Here is a 20,511-nt window from a genome sequence, read left to right as displayed (position 1 = left end):
GGGGTTGTTTTTAAGGTTCAAAGAACGCTAAAAACAACCCCCGTTATTTTTACTTATTATTCTCGATCCACTTGCGAGCGTTCACGAACGCCTCGATCCATGGAGTGACCTCGTCGTTCTCCTTACGGTCGGCGGGGTAATAACCGCACTGCCAAGGGAAGATCGCACGTTCGGGGTGAGGCATCATAGCTAAATGGCGGCCGTCCTTTGAGCAAACACCGGCAACGGACCAAGGAGAACCGTTCGGGTTGGCGGGATAGCCATCGTAGTTGTATTTAGCGATGATGTTGTACTCCTTCTCCTCGTAGGGGAACTCGAACTTACCTTCACCATGAGCTACCCATACACCCAACTTCGTGCCGCTCAAGGAGCCGAACATTACGGAGTTGTTTTTCGGTATCTCCAAGCTAACGAAGTTAGACTCGAACTTATGGGAATCATTGTGAACCATCTTATGCTTTTTCTCGTGCTCCGGATAAACCAAGCCTAACTCGGCCATCAACTGGCAACCGTTACAGATACCCATGCTCAACGTATCTTTACGTGCGTAATAGTTGTCGATCGCTTTCTTGGCTTTCTCGTTATACAAGAAACCGCCGGCCCAGCCCTTGGCGGAACCTAATACGTCGGAGTTGGAGAAACCACCGCAGAATACGATGAAGTTTACATCCTCCAAAGCCTCACGTCCGCTAGCCAAGTCCGTCATATGGACATCCTTCACGTCGAAACCAGCCAGATACAAGGCGTAAGCTGTCTCACGCTCGCATTGCGTACCCTTCTCACGGATTACTGCGGCCTTGATGCCGTTCGGAGTGCGGCGTTCCGCAGAGAGTCCGTAAGAAGAAAGTTTTCCGGTAAAGTCCTTGTGGAGCTTGTACTGTACGGGCTGCATCTTATAGTTCTCGAAACGGTTTCCGGCACAAACGCTTCCGCTCTGCTTTACATCCAGCTTATAAGAAGATTCGTACCATACGTCACGCATATAGTCGATGCCGAAGTGATATTGGATGCCGTCTTTCGATACCAATACATGGCGCTCGTCGGTCGGTTTGGCGATGATGGCGAAACCTACGCCAGCTTCTTCCATCAACTTTTCGAATGCCTTCTTGTCCTTTACCTGAACCAAGATACCCGGATTCTCGGCAAACAGGATCTTCACGATATCGCTCTCGGAGATCTTATCCAAGTTGACATCCAAACCACCCTCTACGTTAGCGAAGCACATCTCTAACAGGGCGGTGATCATACCTCCCGCTGAGATATCGTGTCCGGCAAGGATGAGTCTCTTCTCGATCGCGTCTTGTACGGCGTTGAAAGCGTCACGGAAGTATTCCGGATCTTTCACGGTAGGAACCTCGTTACCCAGCTTGTTCAAAGCTTGGGCGAAGGCGGAACCACCCAGCTTCAAGGTATCGAAAGAGAAATCTATATAATAAATGGATGTATTCTTGTCTTGTGCCAATACGGGAGAGACGATCTTCTTGATATCGCTAACCTCTGCACCTGCGGAGATAATCACCGTACCCGGGGCGATCACCTTATCGTCGCCATATTTCTGCGTCATGGATAAGGAGTCCTTACCAGTCGGGATATTGATGCCCAAGCTGCAAGCGAAATCGGAAGCGGCTTGTACGGCTGTGTATAGACGGGCGTCCTCACCTTCGTTGCGGCATGGCCACATCCAGTTGGCACTTAAGGATACGCTCTCCAACTTATCTGTCAGCGGAGCGAATACGATATTGGTCAATGACTCGGCGATTGCCATAACGGAACCGGCGGCCGGATCAACCATGGCTACCTGGGGAGCGTGACCGATAGAAGTTGCGATACCAGCTTTCCCGCGGTAATCCAACGCTACGGCACCTAAGTCGCTCAACGGCAATTGTAATTCACCTTGACATTGCTGGCGGGCGATCTTACCGGTTACGGAACGGTCTACTTTGTTTGTTAACCAATCCTTGCAGGCTACGGCCTCCAATTGAAGTACGTTCTCCAAATAATGGTGAAGTTCGGATTCTTTGTAAACAACCGGTTGATAAGATTCAGTGACCGTATGGTCTGTCATAACCGTTCTAGGCGGTTTACCGAACATATATTCCAGCTTGATATCGATAGGTTTTACGCCGTCCGCTTGTTCGAAGACAAACTTCATGTCGTTAGTAGTCTCGCCTACCACATACATCGGGGCACGTTCACGATCCGCGATACGTTTTACACGGGCTACATCTTCTTCTTTCATCAATAAGCCCATGCGCTCTTGGCTCTCGTTTCCTACGATCTCCTTCGCTGAGAGAGTCGGGTCACCAATCGGCAATTTGCTCATATCGATGTGTCCGCCGGTAGCCTCCACCAACTCAGACAAGCAGTTGAGGTGTCCACCCGCACCATGGTCATGGATAGAGACGATCGGGTTCTCGTCAGACTCGGCGATCGCACGGATCACGTTAGCCGCACGTTTCTGCATTTCCGGGTTGGCACGCTGTACGGCGTTCAACTCGATACCGCTTGTATATTGTCCCGTGTTTACGGAAGATACGGCTCCACCACCCATACCGATACGGTAGTTATCGCCACCGATCACAACCACTTTCTCGCCCGGTTCCGGATCGCCCTTCAAAGCATCACGCATATTTGCGAAACCTACACCGCCGGCAAGCATGATTACTTTGTCGTAAGCGTATTTCTTATCGTTCTCCGTGTGCTCGAAAGTCAATAAAGAACCACAGATAAGCGGCTGCCCAAATTTATTACCGAAATCGGAAGCACCGTTGGAAGCCTTGATCAAGATCTGCTCCGGAGTCTGGTATAACCAAGGACGGGGGTCTAAGATTTTCTCCCATTCGCGAGCGCCTTCCGTACGCGGGTAAGAAGTCATATAGACAGCTGTTCCCGCTATCGGCAAGGATGCCTTACCACCGCCCAGACGGTCGCGGATCTCACCACCTGTTCCGGTAGCGGCACCGTTGAACGGTTCAACGGTTGTCGGGAAGTTATGCGTCTCGGCTTTCAAGGAGATAACCGTCTTGATATCTTTTACGGCGAAGAAATCAGGTTTGTCACCGGATAGGGGAGCGAATTGCTCTACCGTCGGGCCTTCATTGAACGCTACGTTATCTTTATAAGCGGAAACCAATTTATTAGGGTTCTCGGCGGAAGTCTTCTTGATCAAGTTGAACAAGGAACTTTCTTTTTCCTCGCCGTCGATGATGAATACACCTCCGAATATTTTATGGCGGCAGTGTTCCGAGTTTACTTGAGAGAAACCGAACACCTCGCTATCGGTCAACTTACGTCCCAACTTCTGGCTTACCTCGTTCAAGTAAGCGATCTCCTCTTGGCTTAGTGCCAAGCCCTCTTGTTGGTTGTACACTTCCAAATCCTCAATATAGACAATAGGATCCGGTTTTTTACTGATCGTGAAGATCTCCTGATTCAAGCCATTGTAGATACGTTGTAACATCGGATCGTGATCCGCGTCGCCAGAAGAAACAGGAAAATATTCCTCAATACGGGAAATACCGGTCAGGCCCATGTTCTGGGTAATTTCAACGGCGTTCGTACTCCACGGGGTAATCATTTCCCGGCGTGGCCCTACGTACCAGCCTTCCAATGTTTCTGATTGAACAGGAGTTGCCTCGCTAAACAACCAAACCAGTTTTTGAGTGTCTTCAGGAGAGAAAGCGTGCGCGGCCTCTACAGCCAGCACCGTCTTTGTTGAAGATTGAAAGAATAGAATCATATCGTTGATTTATTAGTATTTATCACGAAATAACGAATAAGCCTCTTTTAGAGAGTGCAAAGATAATGATTTCCCGTGAATTATTATGTCAATACGTTTTAAAAGAAAAGAGGGCGGAACCTCCCGGTCTCGCCCTCTCATGTCCCCTACATAGTAAAAAATAAGAGTGTGTCTATGTTTACCAGCCTGCGTTTTGTTGTGCGGCTAGTGTGGGGTTACGTAATAAGTCGTTTTGCGGGATCGGCCAAATGAAACGTTTGTCCGTGTATGGAATGAACGCCTTGTTACTGCCGAACCACTCGGATTTCACCTCACCACCTACCACGAAGGCACCTTGCCCTTTCGTGTTGTTGTACTCTATCTTAGCGGGGATACCTCCGGAAGGACAGAGGTCGTCCGCTGCTAAACGGTGAATGTCTTCCCAACGACGTCCCTCTCCGTGGAACTCGATACGTCGTTCCCAAAGGATCGCTTCCGTCAAGGCCTTCGTGTCGGCGAAGTCATTTGCCTTATACGTTTGGCTGGCAGGATCCGCCAAGGAGCGATCGCGTACTTCATTCAGTTTCTTCAAGGCCAAGTCCTTGTCTCCTTGACGTGCGGCAGCCTCCGCCTCATTCAGCAATACCTCCGCATAACGAATGATCGGGGCATATTCCTCACGTGTAGTCGGATTCTGATACTTGTCGCAGAAATAGTATTGGTCAGACTCCCGATAGAGTAATAGATTGCGTCGTTTGTCATCACCTCTCCAAAACTTGGAATTGTAAAGAATCGGAGAAGACGGACACATCGCACGGCCACCGTCGCGTGCCGACATCATAGAAGACATCGCGCCGTTCACGCTGGCATTGTCATCCGAGCTATTGGCGATCGAGAAGATAGACTCCATGTTATTTGAATAGGAGGTAAATGGAGTGGCGGGATCCGACTCCAGTTTGAAGCGACTATTTTCCAGCTTCTTCGCATCTTCGATTACGCCTGCCCAATCACGCATGTGCAGGTGTACGCGGCTTTTCAGTGCGATAGCTGCGCCTTTGCTCGCACGGGCGATCTTGTTGACTTCGATCACATCTGGAAGCAGGCTCTCCGCTTCGTCGAGGTCTTTCAATATCTGCGCATATGTATCTTTTACGGAAGAACGTCCGATTTGCAATTGGTTTTCCACTTGCGCAGGGTCGCTTACCGCGTTCAGATAGATTGGCATACCATAATTATTGTTGCCCTCCACGTTGTAAGGTAGCGCGAAATGGATCATCAAGTTGTGATACGTCAGCGCACGCAAGAACAGTAACTCTCCTTTGTACTGGTTTCCTAATTCTTGGGAGATTATTCCGTTGGCAACAGCTCCCTCGATGCCGTCCCTTACGATGTTGTAGCGATTGATCGCCTCGAACGAGGTCTCCCACATCGCCACGTTATTGGCGGTAGACACGTTATAGGTCGCGGAATAAGTATAATCATAGAACACGGCGGTCAGGTTCATGTCCTCCCCGCGCATCTCGCCTTGTAAAATACTGGCAGCCCCAAAAGGGTAACCACGTGTACGGCCGTTGCCTGTGTTGATATACAGACCGCATTGTGCGGCATCATAAGCACCGATTACGGATAGCTCACAACGATCAGGCGTGCTGTAAGCTGTCAAATCCGAGAACTTGTCGATAGGTTGCAGATCCACCACATCACTTTCGCAGGCGGTGAATAGCGGTAGCGAGAAAAGGGCTGTGCCCAACGCTACGGTTAAAATCTTTTTATATATTTTATTCGATATCATAATTGTATTGTTTTCAACAGTTGTTATTTATGCGAATTTCTCGAAGTGATTAGAATGTAACGTTAGCACCGAACGTGAACGAGCGTTGTTGTGGCATACCATTCCAATCCACACCATTACGAGACTGTGTCTCCGGATCCAAACCGCTATAGCCGGTGATCGTGAATAAGTTCTGTCCTTGCAGATAGAGGCGGATCTTAGACATACCCAATTTGGACACGATCGTCTTCGGGATCGTGTAGCCTAAGGTTAGTGTAGCCAGTTTCAGGTAGCTGGCGTTCTCCACGAAGTGAGAATCACTGAACCCGTCATTGAAAAGCGCGGCCCCGTCACCGTAACCGATCTTCGGGGTCATACCATCACCCGGTTGCTCGGGAGATACCCAACGGCCTAAGAGCTCCGTTCCGTTGTTTGCGAAATCCATGTTCAGCAATGAGCTTTGACGTGATGCGTTCATCAACTTGTTGCCACCGGAGAAACGGAAAAATACATTCAAGTCGAAATCTCTGAAAGTAACCGTGTTGTTCCATCCTCCGTACCAAGTCGGCATGGATTTACCCAATATCTTACGATCGTCGTTGGTCAATGACGATGGTTTGGATACATCTTCGGGGTTGGAAGGATCGTATTCGGCATAATCATATGCTCCGAAAGTATCGAACTGTACCAAAGAGCCGTCCGCCTTTCTCCAAATCGGATTACCGTTGGCGGCATTCACACCGTAATAATCATAACCGTAAAGTGATTGGTAAGATTCACCTTCCCGAATGATCGTATAGTTGTCGATGATATCCGTTCCACCATACAGCTCTTTCACCGTGTTCTTCACGGTAGAGAAGTTGATGTCCGAATGCCAATTCCAGTCCTTCGTATTGATAATCGTACCCCCTACTGTCAACTCGAAACCGGAGTTCTTGATCTTTCCGATATTGTCATAGTAGTAGTTGTTGGGGATACCCATCGTCGGAGGAGTCGGTACTCGCAATACTAGGTCTTTGGAGTTCTTCTGCCAATAAGCGATCTCGAAAGTCATACGGTTATTGAAGAGAGCACCATCCAAACCGATATCGAAAGTCTCGGTTGTCTCCCATTTCAAGTTATTGTTACCCATTACGTTCCAAGCGATACCTGCCATCGGTCCTACCAATTTGGCACCATACGTTCCCAAATAGGGATAATCGCTGCCTAAAGCAGAGTTACCGATTGTCGCATAGCTGGCACGCAAGCGGAGGTCGTTGAACCATTCGTTGACAGGTGCTTCTGTCCAGAATTTCTCGCGAGACAAGCGCCAAGCGGCGGAAGCCCCCCAGAATGTACCCCAGCGAGTATCCTTCGGCAATTTAGAGAGGCCATCGTAACGAATGGAAGCGCCGATATAATACTTGCTATCATAATTATAGTTCGCACGGAACATATAAGAAGCCAAGCCATTCTCCGATTTCCATCCACCTACGTCCTTCTGTCCGAACGTATTGCTGATGATATGCTCGGAAAAGAACGGATCAGACAACTCATAGACACTTCCGTCCATATATTCTGTCTCGCTGTGTGTATATTCTTGTACAGCCGTAGCAGTCAGATTATGTACCGAGTTAAACGTGCGTGTGAAGTTCAATACGTTCTGCCAGTTCCAAGTGGCGTATGTGGAGTTTACCTCCTCGATTAAACCGCCATATCCGTATCCATCACCGGATTCTGTATCCCAATACATATAGTCGCGTACGTTAGCGATGTCTAGGCCAGCTTGTGTCTTAAACGTAAGACCATCCATAAAGGTGATCTCACCCCAGCCACCTCCGATTACACGGGTGTTTGTCGTACGATTCACGTTGTTGTCTAATGCCCATACGATGTTCTGCACACCGTTATCGATATAACTCAAGTTGCCACCACGTCCCAAGGCTTTGCGGTTTTCCGCATCGATATTGTAGCCGGTAGGATCGTCTGGGTTGTACACATCCACGTTCGGCAACATACGGGTTCCGGCGAAACCTACACCGCCTAAGGAGTTTTCTCCATTCATGACACCATTCATGATCGTGCGTGTCATTTGTCCGTTCAATCCGATTCGGAACCATTTCGTAGCCTGCTGCGTCAAGTCTGCTTTCAAGCTCAGGCGGTTCAAGTCGTTGGCACGTACGATACCTTCCTGCTCCGTGAAACCGAGCGATACGTAATATTGGCTCTTATCGGTACCGCCGCTGGCAGACAAACTGTGATTGTGCTGGAAGCCCGTACGGAAGATATAGTCGTTCCAGTTGGTATCCGGGCCGTTCGGGTCGTATACGGCTTGTCCCTTCATACCCCAGTTCTCGTATTTCTCGTTAGCGATAGTGACGAAATCCTTCGCTCCTAACAGGTCATGCAATTTAGCCGGGCTGGCCGCTGTGATATAACCATCGTAGTTTACGCTGGTGCGTCCCTTGGAGCCCTTTTTCGTTGTGATCAAGATAACGCCGTTTGCCGCACGGGAACCATAAATAGCCGTAGCGGCACCGTCTTTTAAGATCTCGATCGACTCGATATCGTTCGGATTGATATCCGACATGGCGTTATATTCAGCATACAACATACCCATACCGGTGGATCCGGAACTGTTGTCTCCTACCGCCAATGGCATACCATCGATGATGAATAAAGGTTGTGAGCTTGCGGAGATGGTGCTCATACCACGTACTTTAAACTGAGGGCCGGAACCCAACACGCCGCTGGGTGTCGTTACTTGTACACCGGCGGCACGGCCTGCTAATTGGGTATCAAATGAAGGTGCCGCTAAGTTAGCTAGGTCTTCACCCCCAACTTTCGAGATGGCGCTTGTTACATCCTTTTTTCTTTGTGTACCATAGCCAACTACTACAATTTCATCCAGATTCTGCGAGTCTGATTCCATGCTAACTTTAATAATCGGTTTTACTGTTACTTCTACAGATTTCATACCGATGTAAGAGATGATTAGCTTTTGGGCATTGGAAGGAACATCTAGTGTGAACGCTCCATTGTGATCGGTTACCGTTCCGATAGTAGTTCCTGCTACTACGATAGAGGCTCCGATGATAGGTCCATCGTCTTCCGCCGAGATAACCGTACCGGTCACCTTCGCGGTCTGTGCTGTTGCGAACGCTATACTTGCAAACAAGCATAGTAAAAGATAAGTCAACCTTTTCATAGATACATACTTTTTGTTTAATTTGTTAATAAATAGATTGTTATAATCAATTTCTGCCATTTAGTAGAGCGACGTAGTTTCCGGAGAACTAAATCAATTCATCTCTTGGCATTTATTAATTATTACAAATATTTTAATAAATCACAAAGCATACAATCTATATAAACACCTACTGTATCTAATTGTATTATTTACATTAAGTGCTTTGTTTTGAACTTTATATTGCAAATATAGAAGTATATTTGCAATAAACAAGCGTATTGGTGTTAAAAATGAATTTGTGTAGCAGTTTGTAAATATTGCTTGCCTTGGGTATGTGTTAATTTAGTGCATTATGGTATTAATATATGATGTTAATATGCAAATTGTTTTTAACTCAATCCCGCATCAATGCTAAAAAGTAACACCAAAAACACCTTGCTCTCATGAAGTTCTCCGGAAACTAAGTTCTTTCATGAATACTATCTAATGTATTTAAATAAAAAAGAGTATCTAACTAAAGATACTCTTTAAATATGTGTGAATAAAGTGAACTATTCTAACTCCTATAGGCTTTTGGGAGGATATAATGCGTCCCACCACTCGGGTTGGTCTTTCAGCCATTTAGCGAACCATGCGTAAATCGTGTTATTCCACAATATTCGTTTGTCATAATCCAATATATGGTGATTTTCTCCTTCTACCTGGACAAACGCTGTAGGCTTACCCAATAATTTTAATGCGGTAAACATCTGGATGCTCTCTCCAATCGGAACATTCGTGTCTGCGGTTCCATGTAAGAACAAGATCGGGGTATTGATCTTGTCCGCATTAAACAGCGGACTTTGTAAAGTGTACATATCCCGGGCATTCCATGGATAACTGTTAGCGCTAGCCAACGAGCTGTATGAATATCCCCAGTAACCTTCTCCCCAATAGCTGGTGATGTCGCTGATTCCCGCGTGAGACATGGCCGCCGCGAATATATCTGTTTTTGTTTGTAGGTATTGAGTCATGAAACCTCCGTATGAAGCCCCCATGCAACCGATTTTCTTCGTGTTGACAAAAGGATGCTGCTCACAGAACTTTTTCGTGCCTTCGATGATCTCGTCAGCGGTAAGTTTACCCCATGCGTTGACATGGCGTGCGGAGAACTCTTGACCGAACCCAGTCGCTCCACTGGGCTGTATGATGTAGACGATGTACCCTAAGCCGGCGTATACATGCGAAGGATAACGGCTCTCCATCACCCGGGCCGTAGGGGTTGTTCCTCCGTAATAATTCACGATCATCGGATATTTCTTGGTCGCGCCAAAATGAGGAGGGAGATAGAAGCGGCCGTAAATCGTATCCCCTTGGGCGGAAACGAAATTCCAATCTTGCACTTCTCCTAAAGTGACGTCTCTCAAGATCTCTTTGGAGAGATCGATCAAGCAGGAAGAGGCGTCGTTTTTCAGGTTATAGGTATAAAGCCTTTGGGAATTGGAAGCGCTTAATCCGAAATAAACCATTTCGAAAGCTTGATTGGCGATGGAGTAATCGGAGATGACATCTTCCTTGGCTTGAAGTTGCTTAATCTTTCCGTTGGACGGGTTTAGACTATATATGCGAACACGGTCCTTATCTTTCGCCGTGATATAGATTTGTTTATCGAGGGCGTTCCACTCGTAGGAATCGACAGAGGGATCAAAATCTTTCGTAAGCGGCTTTATACTTTTATCTGCTATATTGTATAGGAATAATTGCCCGTCGCTCGTATTGGATGTCTGTCCTTCTTTGATCTTTAATCCGATACCATCGAAAGCCTCTCCAGACGCGTCAACGAGTAATTGGGTGGCATCCGGGGAGAAAACGGCACGGCTTACGAATTTCTCACCTTTTATAAGGGTATCCACATGCATGGTTCGTAGATCCATCTTATATATATATGTACGTGAGAAAGGGCGCTCCGTTAAATTCGGTTCCCTGCGACTGAATAGCAGATAGTGGCCGTCTTGAGATACATCGTTGATGTAAGTAGAAGTATGTCCATAAGTGAGCCGTTGGAACAATCCGGTTCGCAGGTCATATTTATGGATAAACATACGGTTTCTCCATCCCGGTTGGCGATCATCCGGCACCAGTATCTCTTGGATCTCTTTTCGTTCTTGCGGTCCTTTCTCCCGTATGGAGAATAATAGATAGTCTTCGGTAGGCCCGAAGCTGAAAGAACCTTCAGGCAATTGGCTGGAAAGGATGTTCTCCTTTTTACTGGTAGGGTCTAAGGTCACCAATTCCGTGCCTTTCATCCCTTTCCGGGTGTAATAGGCCAGATTGCTTTTAGGCATCCAGCGTAAGCTCTGTCCGTTCTCAACCAATACGGAACCGGTAGCCTTGTCTAGTATCTGGGTAAATGAGGACTGCTTTCCACCGGGATAGGTTTCTTGATAGGAGATGATAATGAATTTTCCATTCGGGGACAGGCTGGCGGATTGGATGCGTTTACCATCAAATACATCACTTAATGTATAACGTTTCTCCGGATTGACGGTCGCGGTTACCACCGCGTCTTTTTCCGGGTTGAATGAGGCTTTTAAGGCATTCTCTTTGTGGCTCTCAGATAAATATTTAATTACGATTTCATAGCGTCGCGGCTCCAAGGTCAACGAGGCTTCTCCTTGGGTTAGTTTTATGGGTTGTCCATCCACGTAGACTTCTGAAATCTCAGGGCCATTGATCCTTAAGGTACCTTTTGTATAGCGGTCACTATTCAGGTAGAAGGAAACCAAATGTAGCGCGTAGGAAGAGGCCGAGGTTGGCAAGGTCAGCTCTCCGGAAGACGCCGCGTCAAGGGTTTGTCCGCTTTGGGAAAGGTTGCAGAAAGGAACGGTCGTGTTCAATAGTTCCTTGTCGGAAAATCTCTTACTGTTTACATCCAAGCTATCTGCTAGGAAAGGCTTTTTCACCTCGTAAGGGCCGGCGTAATTGTAATGTCGCACGACAACCTCATCCGCCCATAGTGAGCAACAGGAGCATAGGGCTGAAAGAATTAAGATGTTTTTGTTTATCATGATATTTGTTATTTAGTTTAAAATAAGAAAGCGAGATGGCGGGTATCTCTCAGCCATCTCGCTGTATCATTATCTTATAAGATTTCTATCTCATCTACGAACAAGAATGCGGGACTTCCGGCGCCACCGTGCCATTTTGGTAGTTTGCTGCTGTTGATGATAATCTCGACATAGCGGGCGTTTACCGGGGCGAAGGATATCTCTTGGGGATATAAACCGTCCTTGTCGTTTTGGGTTAGCTCCGGGATTTTCTTGGAAGCTACTTCCTTGAAATTCTTGCCATCGTCGGATACCTTTACGGTTACGGCGGAGGCTCCCATGATCCAATCGCCTTTCACCACGTTTGTGTTGAAAGATACCTTCTGGATTTCGGTTGGTTCCTTTAGATCGATCGTGGCGTCAAGGTCTTTTCCTTGGAAACCCAGCCAATGGCCGGTCTTGTAATTACTACCTCCACGTAAGCCGTCTACCAATACCTGTGCCCCGTTGAAAACGTATCCTTTGCTGGGTTGCTCTTTCAAGGTGATGGGCTTCATCGTCGCTTTATTGAAGAAGATATCTTCTGAGAAGATGCGGCTCGTACCGTTCGGACGGACAACGATCGCCTTGAATTCGCAATCTTGGTTGATCTGTACCGGGCCTTCATACTTGATGCTGGCGATCGTAGGATCGCTACCGTCTACCGTATAATAGATATCTCCTTCACCCAACTTCGTCAAGGCTATGTCGAGTGTTCCGTTCTCCGTATTGGTGGTCAGGGAGGCGTTAATATCGAAGATATGCTTTCCGTAATTATATCCCAAGCGATCGTAAAGTTGTGTCATGCGGGCCACACGGGGCAGGAACGTCTGATAATCTTTCTTGGACGGATCGCTCCACTGGATATCGGCTACGGCGTCGATACGGGGCATGATCATGTATTCTACCTGTGAGAAGGTCGGGATATATTCCGTCCAGAGGTTGGCTTGCGCCCCGATCACGTACTTCTGGTCTTCAGGAGAGATACCGGCTGTCGGCTCAAAAGAATATACTTTCTCTAACGGCAAGTAACCACCGATAGCATCGGGCTCAAGATCCGTATCCGCTGATTGATAGTAATCCAGATATACATATGTATTCGGTGTCATGACTACGTTATGCTTTTGCTTGGCGGCCTCGATACCTCCATCCATGCCTCTCCAGCTCATTACCGTGGCATTCGGGGCCAAGCCTCCTTCTAGGATCTCGTCCCAGCCGATGATATGGCGTCCTTTGCTCTCCACGAATTTCTCCATGCGGGAGATCACGTAGCTTTGCAAATATTCCTCGGCGGAATGCTTCTTATCTCCCTTGATACCTTCCGCCTTGATGCGAGCTTGGCATTTCGGGCATTTCTCCCAACGTACCTTCGGGCACTCATCACCACCTACATGGATATATTCGGACGGGAAAAGATCGATGACCTCGCTCAATACGTCTTCTAGGAATTGCATGGATTTCTCGTTTCCGGCGCAGATCACGTCGTCGGCTACTCCCCATTGGCCCCATACGTCATAAGGGCCCCCGGTGCATCCCAGTTCCGGGTAAGTAGCCAAGGCTGCCAATTGATGTCCCGGCATATCGATTTCCGGGATGATCGTGATATGGCGTTCGGCGGCATAGTCGATGACATCGCGAATCTGGTCTTGTGTATAGAAGCCCCCGTATTCTTTTCCGTCATATGTTCCGGAGTTATGGCCGATCACGGTTTCCTTGCGTTTAGATCCGATCTGTGTCAATTCTGGATATTTCTTGATCTCGATACGCCAACCTTGGTCATCGGACAGATGCCAGTGGAACGTATTTTGGTTGTGCAAGGCAAGGATATCGAGATACGTCTTTACCGAATCCACGGGGAAGAAATGGCGGCTGACATCCAGCATCATGCCTCTATAGGCAAAACGGGGATAGTCGTTGATGGTAGCTGCCGGTAATTCTACGTTCATCCCTTGGGCCGTGGCCGGGATCGATTTACGTAATGTCTGGATACCATAAAATACGCCGGCATCCGTACTTCCGGCGATCCGTATCCCGTTATCGCTAACGGTCAGTTGATATCCTTCCGGATTCTGGATGCTTTGGTCGATAACGAGGCTGATCCCCTTACCGGGCTGGCCGGTAGCGGTTGCTAATTCATAGCCCGTGATTTCCTTGATATAAGAAGCGAGGAACTCGGCGTTCTTCTTCATCTTATCATTGCCCTCCGGATAAAATATCTTCGTGGATGGACTTAGGACGAAAGGATTTCCGTTCGTCAATGTTACTTCTTGTGGCAAAGGCACTACTCCGTAATCTCCTTTTACGGCCTTACCACCGGAGCAAGCGATCATTCCCGTGCAAAATGTCAGGACGAGCGCTAGTTTGCTTAGGCTGTTCATGTGTTTAGAGTTTAGAATGTAAAACAATAATTGATTCAGTATCACCGCCCAAAGATAAATAGAATTAGCCGTTTTATCTAATGCTTTTACACTTTTGATGCGATAACCTTAGGGATTTTGTCTATATATATAGACTATTTATCAACTGGTGCATGATCGTCCACCAGCTGTTGCATGATCATCCAACAGTTGGTAGACGATCATGCAACGGCTGGTGGATGATGAATACTTCTATAAGAAATGTCTAAGGAATATGGAAGAAACACCTAAGGTCTAAAGGGAAAAGGGCTAGGGACTAAGGGAAAAGAAACGTCTTCTTGAGAGGTATTTCCTTGTCTTTCTTATAATAAGAATTCACACGTTTTACGGTTGTGCAGCGGATGTAAGCGTCATGGCAGTAGATGAGCGCTTGCCTTTTTTCGGCGGCTTCGGCAAGCATGCGCAGTTTCTCGTTGTATGACGTGATCGGATACGTATCGTAAGCCGAGATCCATTCCGGAGATACGCTGGCTACAAGGGGGATAACATCCCCGGCAAAGACAAAGGTCCGGTCCTCCGTATGGATATAGGGAACAATTTGTCCCGGAGTGTGCCCATCGTACAGGCGTAGCTCTATAGTGGGGCAAATCGATGTGTCGGCATCTAGCAGCCGTAAGGAATTAGCGTCTGCGACGGCTTGCATATTCTCGATGAAATAGGAATCTCTCTCCAAGGCGTTCGGATGAAGGAAATTCTCCCATTGCTTGCGGCTAACCCAGTGGTTCGCATTTGGGAATGAGAGAAATAAATGTCCGGTAGATTCATCCTTTTGCGTGGTATAACCGCAATGATCGAAATGGAGATGGGTGAGGACAACATCCGTGATTTCCTCCGGTTGAATTCCTCGGTTTCGTAATTCCGTGCCGAGGTCTACCAAGTTGAAGAAGCGGTAATAACTTAGTTGTTTTAAGTGTTTATTTCCCGCTCCGTTATCTACTAGGACGATGCGTCCGTCATCTGTTTTTATGACAAGGCTACGCATGGCGAGCACGCAACCATTTGTCTCGTCGCTCGGATAGCGACGGCTCCAAGCACTTTTAGGAATGGCCCCGAACATGGCGCCTCCGTCGGCGTAGAAGTAGCCGGTATCGATGATTTGTAGTTTCATGGTTTCTGCATTCTTTCTTTGGGGGAGTAAAGGTATGGTTTTTATCATACTCAATAGTATAATAAATGTGAAAATGACTGGTTTAAACGTTCGTTTAGACTAGTCGTCCGCGAAGTTAACCATTAATTTAAATTAAGCAACATTCATTTAAATCATTTTTCGATTCTATTAGTAATAAGACTTATAATCAACACATTACATCCAATATTAAAATTGTGTCAAATGCACTATCCCATCCATCAAAATGACTAGTCTAAACCAACGTTTTAGCTAGTCATTTTTATTAGGGACTGCGCTCAGAGATAGCAGAAAGTAGGTTTTTGGTGTTTGAATATTGTTAATCTCAATTAATTATAACCATTTAATAATAAAGATGGAAAAATGTAGTAAGAAGAGCAAGCAATTGTGTTTAAGCTTGTTCAAACCAAGTGTTATGATGCTTACCACGGGATTCCTATGTATGGCCTCCTTTCAAGGATTGGCGGCTGTGGAACCCTCGCACAACTACGGACCGAATGTTGAATCGGTCATGCAAAATGGTAAGACTATTACGGTTAAGGTTTCAGATTCAATGGGTGAGTTGATCGGCGCGAACGTGTTGGTCAAGGGAACTACTATCGGTAACGTAACCGACATGAACGGCTCGGTTACGTTGCAAGATGTGCCCGCAAACGCTGTTTTGGAAATCTCTTATATCGGTTACACGACCAAGGAAGTCCCGGTTGGCAGTCAAAGTGTTATAAATGTTACGTTGTCGGAAGATTCCCAGGCTCTTGAAGAGGTCGTGGTCGTAGGTTACGGTACGATGGAGAAGAAGCAAGTGACCAGCTCCGTTACCTCATTGTCTGCCGGCGATATGATGAAGGGTGTGGGTGGTGCCGATATCACCAGCTCTTTGCAAGGTAAGATCAGCGGTTTGATCTTGCAAAATAATGGTAGTGCCAATGGTACGACCACGATCCAGTTGCGTGGTTTGACCTCTATCAACTCTGGTAAGGCTCCATTGATCGTTGTCGATGGTTTCCCGGGAGGTGATATTCGTGCCTTGAACCAAGACGATATCAAATCTATCGATGTGCTGAAAGATGCTTCCGCTGGTGCGATCTATGGTACACGTGCTGCTTCGGGTGTGATCTTGATCACAACGAAGAGTGGTTCTAACACGAATGGTAAAGTAAAATTGAATTATAGTACTGAGCTTTCGAAGAAACAAAACTATGGCCGTCCGGATATGATGACCGCCGATGAATATCGCAATCGTACGGACGTGAATATCACTGATTACGGGCAGAACGCTGATTGGTGGGACGCTCTTTTGCAGAAGGATAACTTCTCGCAAAAACATCACCTCTCTTTGGAGCTAGGTACCGAGAACGCACAAGTGTACACCTCTTTCTTCTATGAGACCAACGAAGGCATCACGATTAAGGATAACCGTAAGGACTATGGTGGACGCTTGAATGCAAACTTTAAGCTGTTCGATGGTTGGTTAGAGATCCGTCCGATCGTGGATTATCGTCAGACTGCTCGTACTTCCGATGGATCGGATGAGGATAAGAAGGCAAACTTCAAGCAGGCGTTGTATAATAACCCGACTCGTTCGCCATTTGACCCGGAAAGCCCGACAGGCTATAATGTGTGGACTGGCGAGACATTGGACTATAATATCGTAGCCGACCGTATGTTGACCGACTATGAGGGATTGGACAAGTGGTTCAAGCCTGAGGTTACAATGAAGTTGAACATCAAGCCCATTGAGGGATTGAGCTATTCTCAGACATTGGGTTACGAGAACCGTCAGTGGGAGCTCCACCAGTTCCGCTCTCGTTACCACCGCGATGAGGTGACAAACAACCGTGGCGGTTGGGCTAAACTTGAGTTCTCAAAGACTGAGCACCTTACATCTGAGGGTTACTTCACATATCTGAAGGAGTTCAAGGGTGGCCATAGCTTGAATGCCGTTGCTGGTTACTCTTATTTCGAGAAGAATGGAGAGAATTTCAATGCTGAGAACTATGACTTCGGTGTTGAGGGACTGAAATATTGGGACTTAGGTGCGGGTTCATATCTGACAGATGGTAAGGCTGCCATGGGATCAGGTAAGAATATCACAGAGCGCCTGTTTGCATTGTATGCTCGTGCCAACTACTCTTACAATGACAAATATATGGTTTCTGCCACAATCCGTCATGAGGGATCATCAAAGTTTGCCGCCGAGAACCGTTGGGGTAACTTCTGGGCGTTGTCCGGAGGTTGGCGTGTATCTGCCGAGGAGTTCATGAAGGAGTTTGACTGGGTGAGCGACTTGAAGGTTCGTTTTGGTTATGGTGTTACAGGTAATAACGACTTCGATGCTTCCTATATGGCTAATACGTTGAGCCGCGACCAATACTGGATGCTTCCTAGCGGAAGCTGGGCTTATGTCTATGGTCCGAGCTCTAACGTGAATCCTTATTTGGGATGGGAGGAGAAGAAGGAGTGGAATATCGGTGTGGACTACTCATTCTTTGGCAACCGTATGTATGGTAAGTTCGATTACTATCGTCGTAAGATCGATGGTATGATCTACGAGGTGAATGTTCCACAGCCACCGTATCCAAATGGCAAGCAATGGCAGAATATTGGCGAGATGGAGAGTAAAGGATGGGAGTTCGAGGTTGGTGGTGACATCATCCAGAATAAGGACTTCACTTGGACTTCCAGCTTGAATATGAGCCATAACTCGGGTAAGATCCTTACGATGTATGGCAACAATTCACGTATGGATGGTAACGCTATGGATGAACCGGGATGGCCGGGCGATGCCGCTCGTATTGAAGAGGGGGCAGAGATCGGTGCGTTCCATATGTGGAAATTCGCTGGATTCGACGATAAAGGAGACTTCCTTTTGTACAATAAGGATGGTGAGGTTATACCTGCTTCCCAGAAGAGTGTAGACGACAAACAATATATCGGTAATTATCTGCCCAAGGTGATGATGGGATGGAACAATACCTTTACTTATAAGAATTTTGACTTGGGTATTAATATGCGTAGTTGGATAGGTTTCGATGTCTTGAATACTTATCCGATGTACTTGGGTATCCAGGGACAGAGTGGTGCCGGCCAGTGGAATCTTTGGAAACCGGCGCTTGACGATCCGAAGTTTAAGGACATTCGCGGCGTGAAGCAGCTTTGCGATTACTTCTTGGAGGATGGCTCGTTCTTGAAGATAGATGCGATTACGTTAGGTTATACATTGGCGTTGAATAAGTATACAAAATGGGCAGAGCGTCTGCGCGTATATGGAACTGTCGGCAATGTAGCGACTATTACAGGATATAGCGGACATAATCCAGAGGTAGATATCACAGGCTGGACAGGTGGTACCGATAAGGTTTGGAACTGTGACCCGATTGTCCGCACATACACTTTAGGTATTCAAGTAACATTCTAAAAAAGGTAAGAAGAAAATGAAAATTAGCAAGATAACAAATTGGATGGTAGCCGGGGCTGCTTGCTTGCTGCTGGGTACCTCATGTGATGTGGATCCTACCTTCTATTCGCAGGTTGTTCCCGACACGTATTATACGAATGCAGACGCGATTTGGTCGCGTTTTAATCGTCCTTTTACGCATTGGCGTTGGTGGGTAGCTCATAACGACGCTCGTGTGCGCTTGATGGAAGTGGGAACTGATGCTATGTGTGTGCCTACTCGTGGTAATGACTGGTTTGATGGCGCCGTTTATCAGAACATGCATCATCATCATTTTATGGATGATATGAGCCCGATGAAGGATGGATGGGACTTGACGACGATGGGTGTGGCTCAGTCGTGGAGTGCCTTGGAGGATTTGGAGAATATCGATTTCGTATCGGTGGGCTTGACTGAGGAGGATCGTGTATCAATGATTAATCAGTTGAACGTATTGGCTGCCTCTTTTTATTTGGATGGTTTGGACATGTTTGGTGGTATGCCTCTTTACACATCTACGAAGGAGGATGTGAAGGCTCGTGCTACAGATGTGGAGACTTTCCATTTTATCGACTCCTTGTTGGATGTATCTATGCCGAATCTTCCGTTGAAGGAGACCTTGGGAGCACCCGAGACGAACGTTATCCATCGTGCTGTGGCTGCGGCTTTGAAGGTTCGTTTGTATTTCAACGCTGAATCGTATATCAATAAACCGATGTATGAGGAGGCCGCTAAGATTTGTCAGGATATTATCGATGGAAAGTATGGTCAGTATAAATTGGCCAACCATTTCACCGAGATCTTTGGTTGGGGTAATGAGACTTGCCCGGAGATTATCTGGACAGTACCTTCCGAGAATGCCAAAGGTGAGACGGATGGTGGTTTGACTGCCTTCACTCTTCCCTATAATTTCAAGGATTTCTTAGGGGGCTTGCAGGATGCTAGTGGTAATAATGGGCTTTGCCTATGCCCTAGTCGCGATCCGGAGGGTAACTTGTATAAGTTTAACGTAGGTAATCCATACGAGACATTCAACGACAAGGATATCCGTAAGCAGCAGTATGTATATGAGGGTGGTCGCAAATACCGTGGTATGTTTATCGTTGGTGAGTTGCAAAACCCGGATTTCCCCGAGTACAAATGCTTGGGTGCCCGCGAGTATGCCGGCAAGGTCTTGAATGTCGTAGACCAGATCGCTCATATCAGCCAGGTGGGCAATACGGTAGCCAGTCTTAAGGATCTGACTTCTACGATTGCCGATGCAGAGGAGAACTCAGGCGTGCGTGTTCTTAAATTTAGTCCTCTGCCTAATCAAGATGAGTTCAAGGAACGTTTCAACCCAGATTGTCCTGTAATTCGTCTGACAGAGATCTATTATACTTTGGCGGAATGTAAGATGCGTTTGGGCGATAAGAATGGTGCGGCCGATATCATCAACTCCATCCGTAAGCGTAACTTCGAGGGTGGAAACGACCCGGATCCTGTTACCGCTGCCAATTTGGATAAATACCGTATGCTGAAGGAATGGATGCAAGAGTTCTTGCGCGAGGCCCGTCGTCGCACGGACTTAATCCGTTGGGACGCATATGTGACAGAGGATTGGTGGGATCATAAGGCTACGAACGATGAGAAATACAATCGTTATCCATTGCATCAATTGTCATTGGGTGCGAACCCGTTGTTGGAACAGAACCCGGGATATTAATAAGTTAAACTTAATATAAAAAAGGAGGTATGTCAGTTGGGCATACCTCCTTTTTTTGATATGGTGTGGAAAACGCAGTGACATGATACAGATTTACTTCACAC

Annotated in this window: 8 protein-coding genes; 2 read left to right on the top strand and 6 right to left on the bottom strand. The window is 47.0% G+C overall.

Going from position 1 to position 20,511, the window contains the following annotated elements; genetic code table 11:
* Window positions 1-49: 49 nt before the first annotated feature.
* The 6 genes from purL to DWX84_RS16205 all read right to left on the bottom strand — a co-directional run bounded on the left by purL (window position 50) and on the right by DWX84_RS16205 (window position 15,248).
* Window positions 50-3,739, bottom strand: a complete 3,690-nt coding sequence (gene purL, locus DWX84_RS16230; RefSeq protein WP_121961101.1) for a phosphoribosylformylglycinamidine synthase — start codon at window positions 3,737-3,739, stop codon at window positions 50-52.
* Between the two features lie 178 nt (window positions 3,740-3,917).
* Entirely contained in the window at window positions 3,918-5,510 is a 1,593-nt protein-coding gene (locus DWX84_RS16225) for a RagB/SusD family nutrient uptake outer membrane protein (protein ID WP_005866917.1), read from the bottom strand.
* Window positions 5,511-5,559: 49 nt separating this feature from the next.
* Window positions 5,560-8,676: a TonB-dependent receptor gene (locus DWX84_RS16220; RefSeq protein ID WP_005866918.1), complete on the bottom strand. Its 3,117-nt coding sequence runs from the start codon at window positions 8,674-8,676 to the stop codon at window positions 5,560-5,562.
* Between the two features lie 545 nt (window positions 8,677-9,221).
* A complete protein-coding gene (locus DWX84_RS16215; RefSeq protein ID WP_122377560.1) occupies window positions 9,222-11,705 on the bottom strand; it encodes a prolyl oligopeptidase family serine peptidase in 2,484 nt (827 codons plus the stop codon).
* A gap of 74 nt (window positions 11,706-11,779) precedes the next feature.
* Window positions 11,780-14,101, bottom strand: a complete 2,322-nt coding sequence (locus tag DWX84_RS16210) for a glycoside hydrolase family 20 protein (RefSeq protein ID WP_122377559.1) — start codon at window positions 14,099-14,101, stop codon at window positions 11,780-11,782.
* Window positions 14,102-14,396: 295 nt separating this feature from the next.
* On the bottom strand, window positions 14,397-15,248 hold the full coding sequence (locus DWX84_RS16205) for an MBL fold metallo-hydrolase (RefSeq protein ID WP_008780703.1): 852 nt from the start codon (window positions 15,246-15,248) through the stop codon (window positions 14,397-14,399).
* A 373-nt stretch (window positions 15,249-15,621) separates the two neighbouring features.
* Between DWX84_RS16205 and DWX84_RS16200 the strand changes: the two genes are divergently transcribed.
* On the top strand, window positions 15,622-18,684 hold the full coding sequence (locus tag DWX84_RS16200; RefSeq protein ID WP_005866926.1) for a SusC/RagA family TonB-linked outer membrane protein: 3,063 nt from the start codon (window positions 15,622-15,624) through the stop codon (window positions 18,682-18,684).
* Between the two features lie 16 nt (window positions 18,685-18,700).
* A complete protein-coding gene (locus DWX84_RS16195; RefSeq protein WP_005866928.1) occupies window positions 18,701-20,407 on the top strand; it encodes a RagB/SusD family nutrient uptake outer membrane protein in 1,707 nt (568 codons plus the stop codon).
* Window positions 20,408-20,511: the final 104 nt, after the last annotated feature.

The organism is Parabacteroides sp. AF21-43 (assembly GCF_003635435.1).
In the GTDB taxonomy this organism is placed as follows: Bacteria; Bacteroidota; Bacteroidia; order Bacteroidales; family Tannerellaceae; genus Parabacteroides; species Parabacteroides distasonis.
This window is presented reverse-complemented; position numbering and strand designations above follow the sequence as displayed.

Coding starts and splice junctions, on each gene's coding strand:
- purL (WP_121961101.1), bottom strand. CDS start 3,739: ATGATTCTATTCTTTCAATCTTCAACAAAGACGGTGCTGGCTGTAGAG.
- DWX84_RS16215 (WP_122377560.1), bottom strand. CDS start 11,705: ATGATAAACAAAAACATCTTAATTCTTTCAGCCCTATGCTCCTGTTGC.
- DWX84_RS16225 (WP_005866917.1), bottom strand. CDS start 5,510: ATGATATCGAATAAAATATATAAAAAGATTTTAACCGTAGCGTTGGGC.
- DWX84_RS16195 (WP_005866928.1), top strand. CDS start 18,701: ATGAAAATTAGCAAGATAACAAATTGGATGGTAGCCGGGGCTGCTTGC.
- DWX84_RS16210 (WP_122377559.1), bottom strand. CDS start 14,101: ATGAACAGCCTAAGCAAACTAGCGCTCGTCCTGACATTTTGCACGGGA.
- DWX84_RS16200 (WP_005866926.1), top strand. CDS start 15,622: ATGGAAAAATGTAGTAAGAAGAGCAAGCAATTGTGTTTAAGCTTGTTC.
- DWX84_RS16220 (WP_005866918.1), bottom strand. CDS start 8,676: ATGAAAAGGTTGACTTATCTTTTACTATGCTTGTTTGCAAGTATAGCG.
- DWX84_RS16205 (WP_008780703.1), bottom strand. CDS start 15,248: ATGAAACTACAAATCATCGATACCGGCTACTTCTACGCCGACGGAGGC.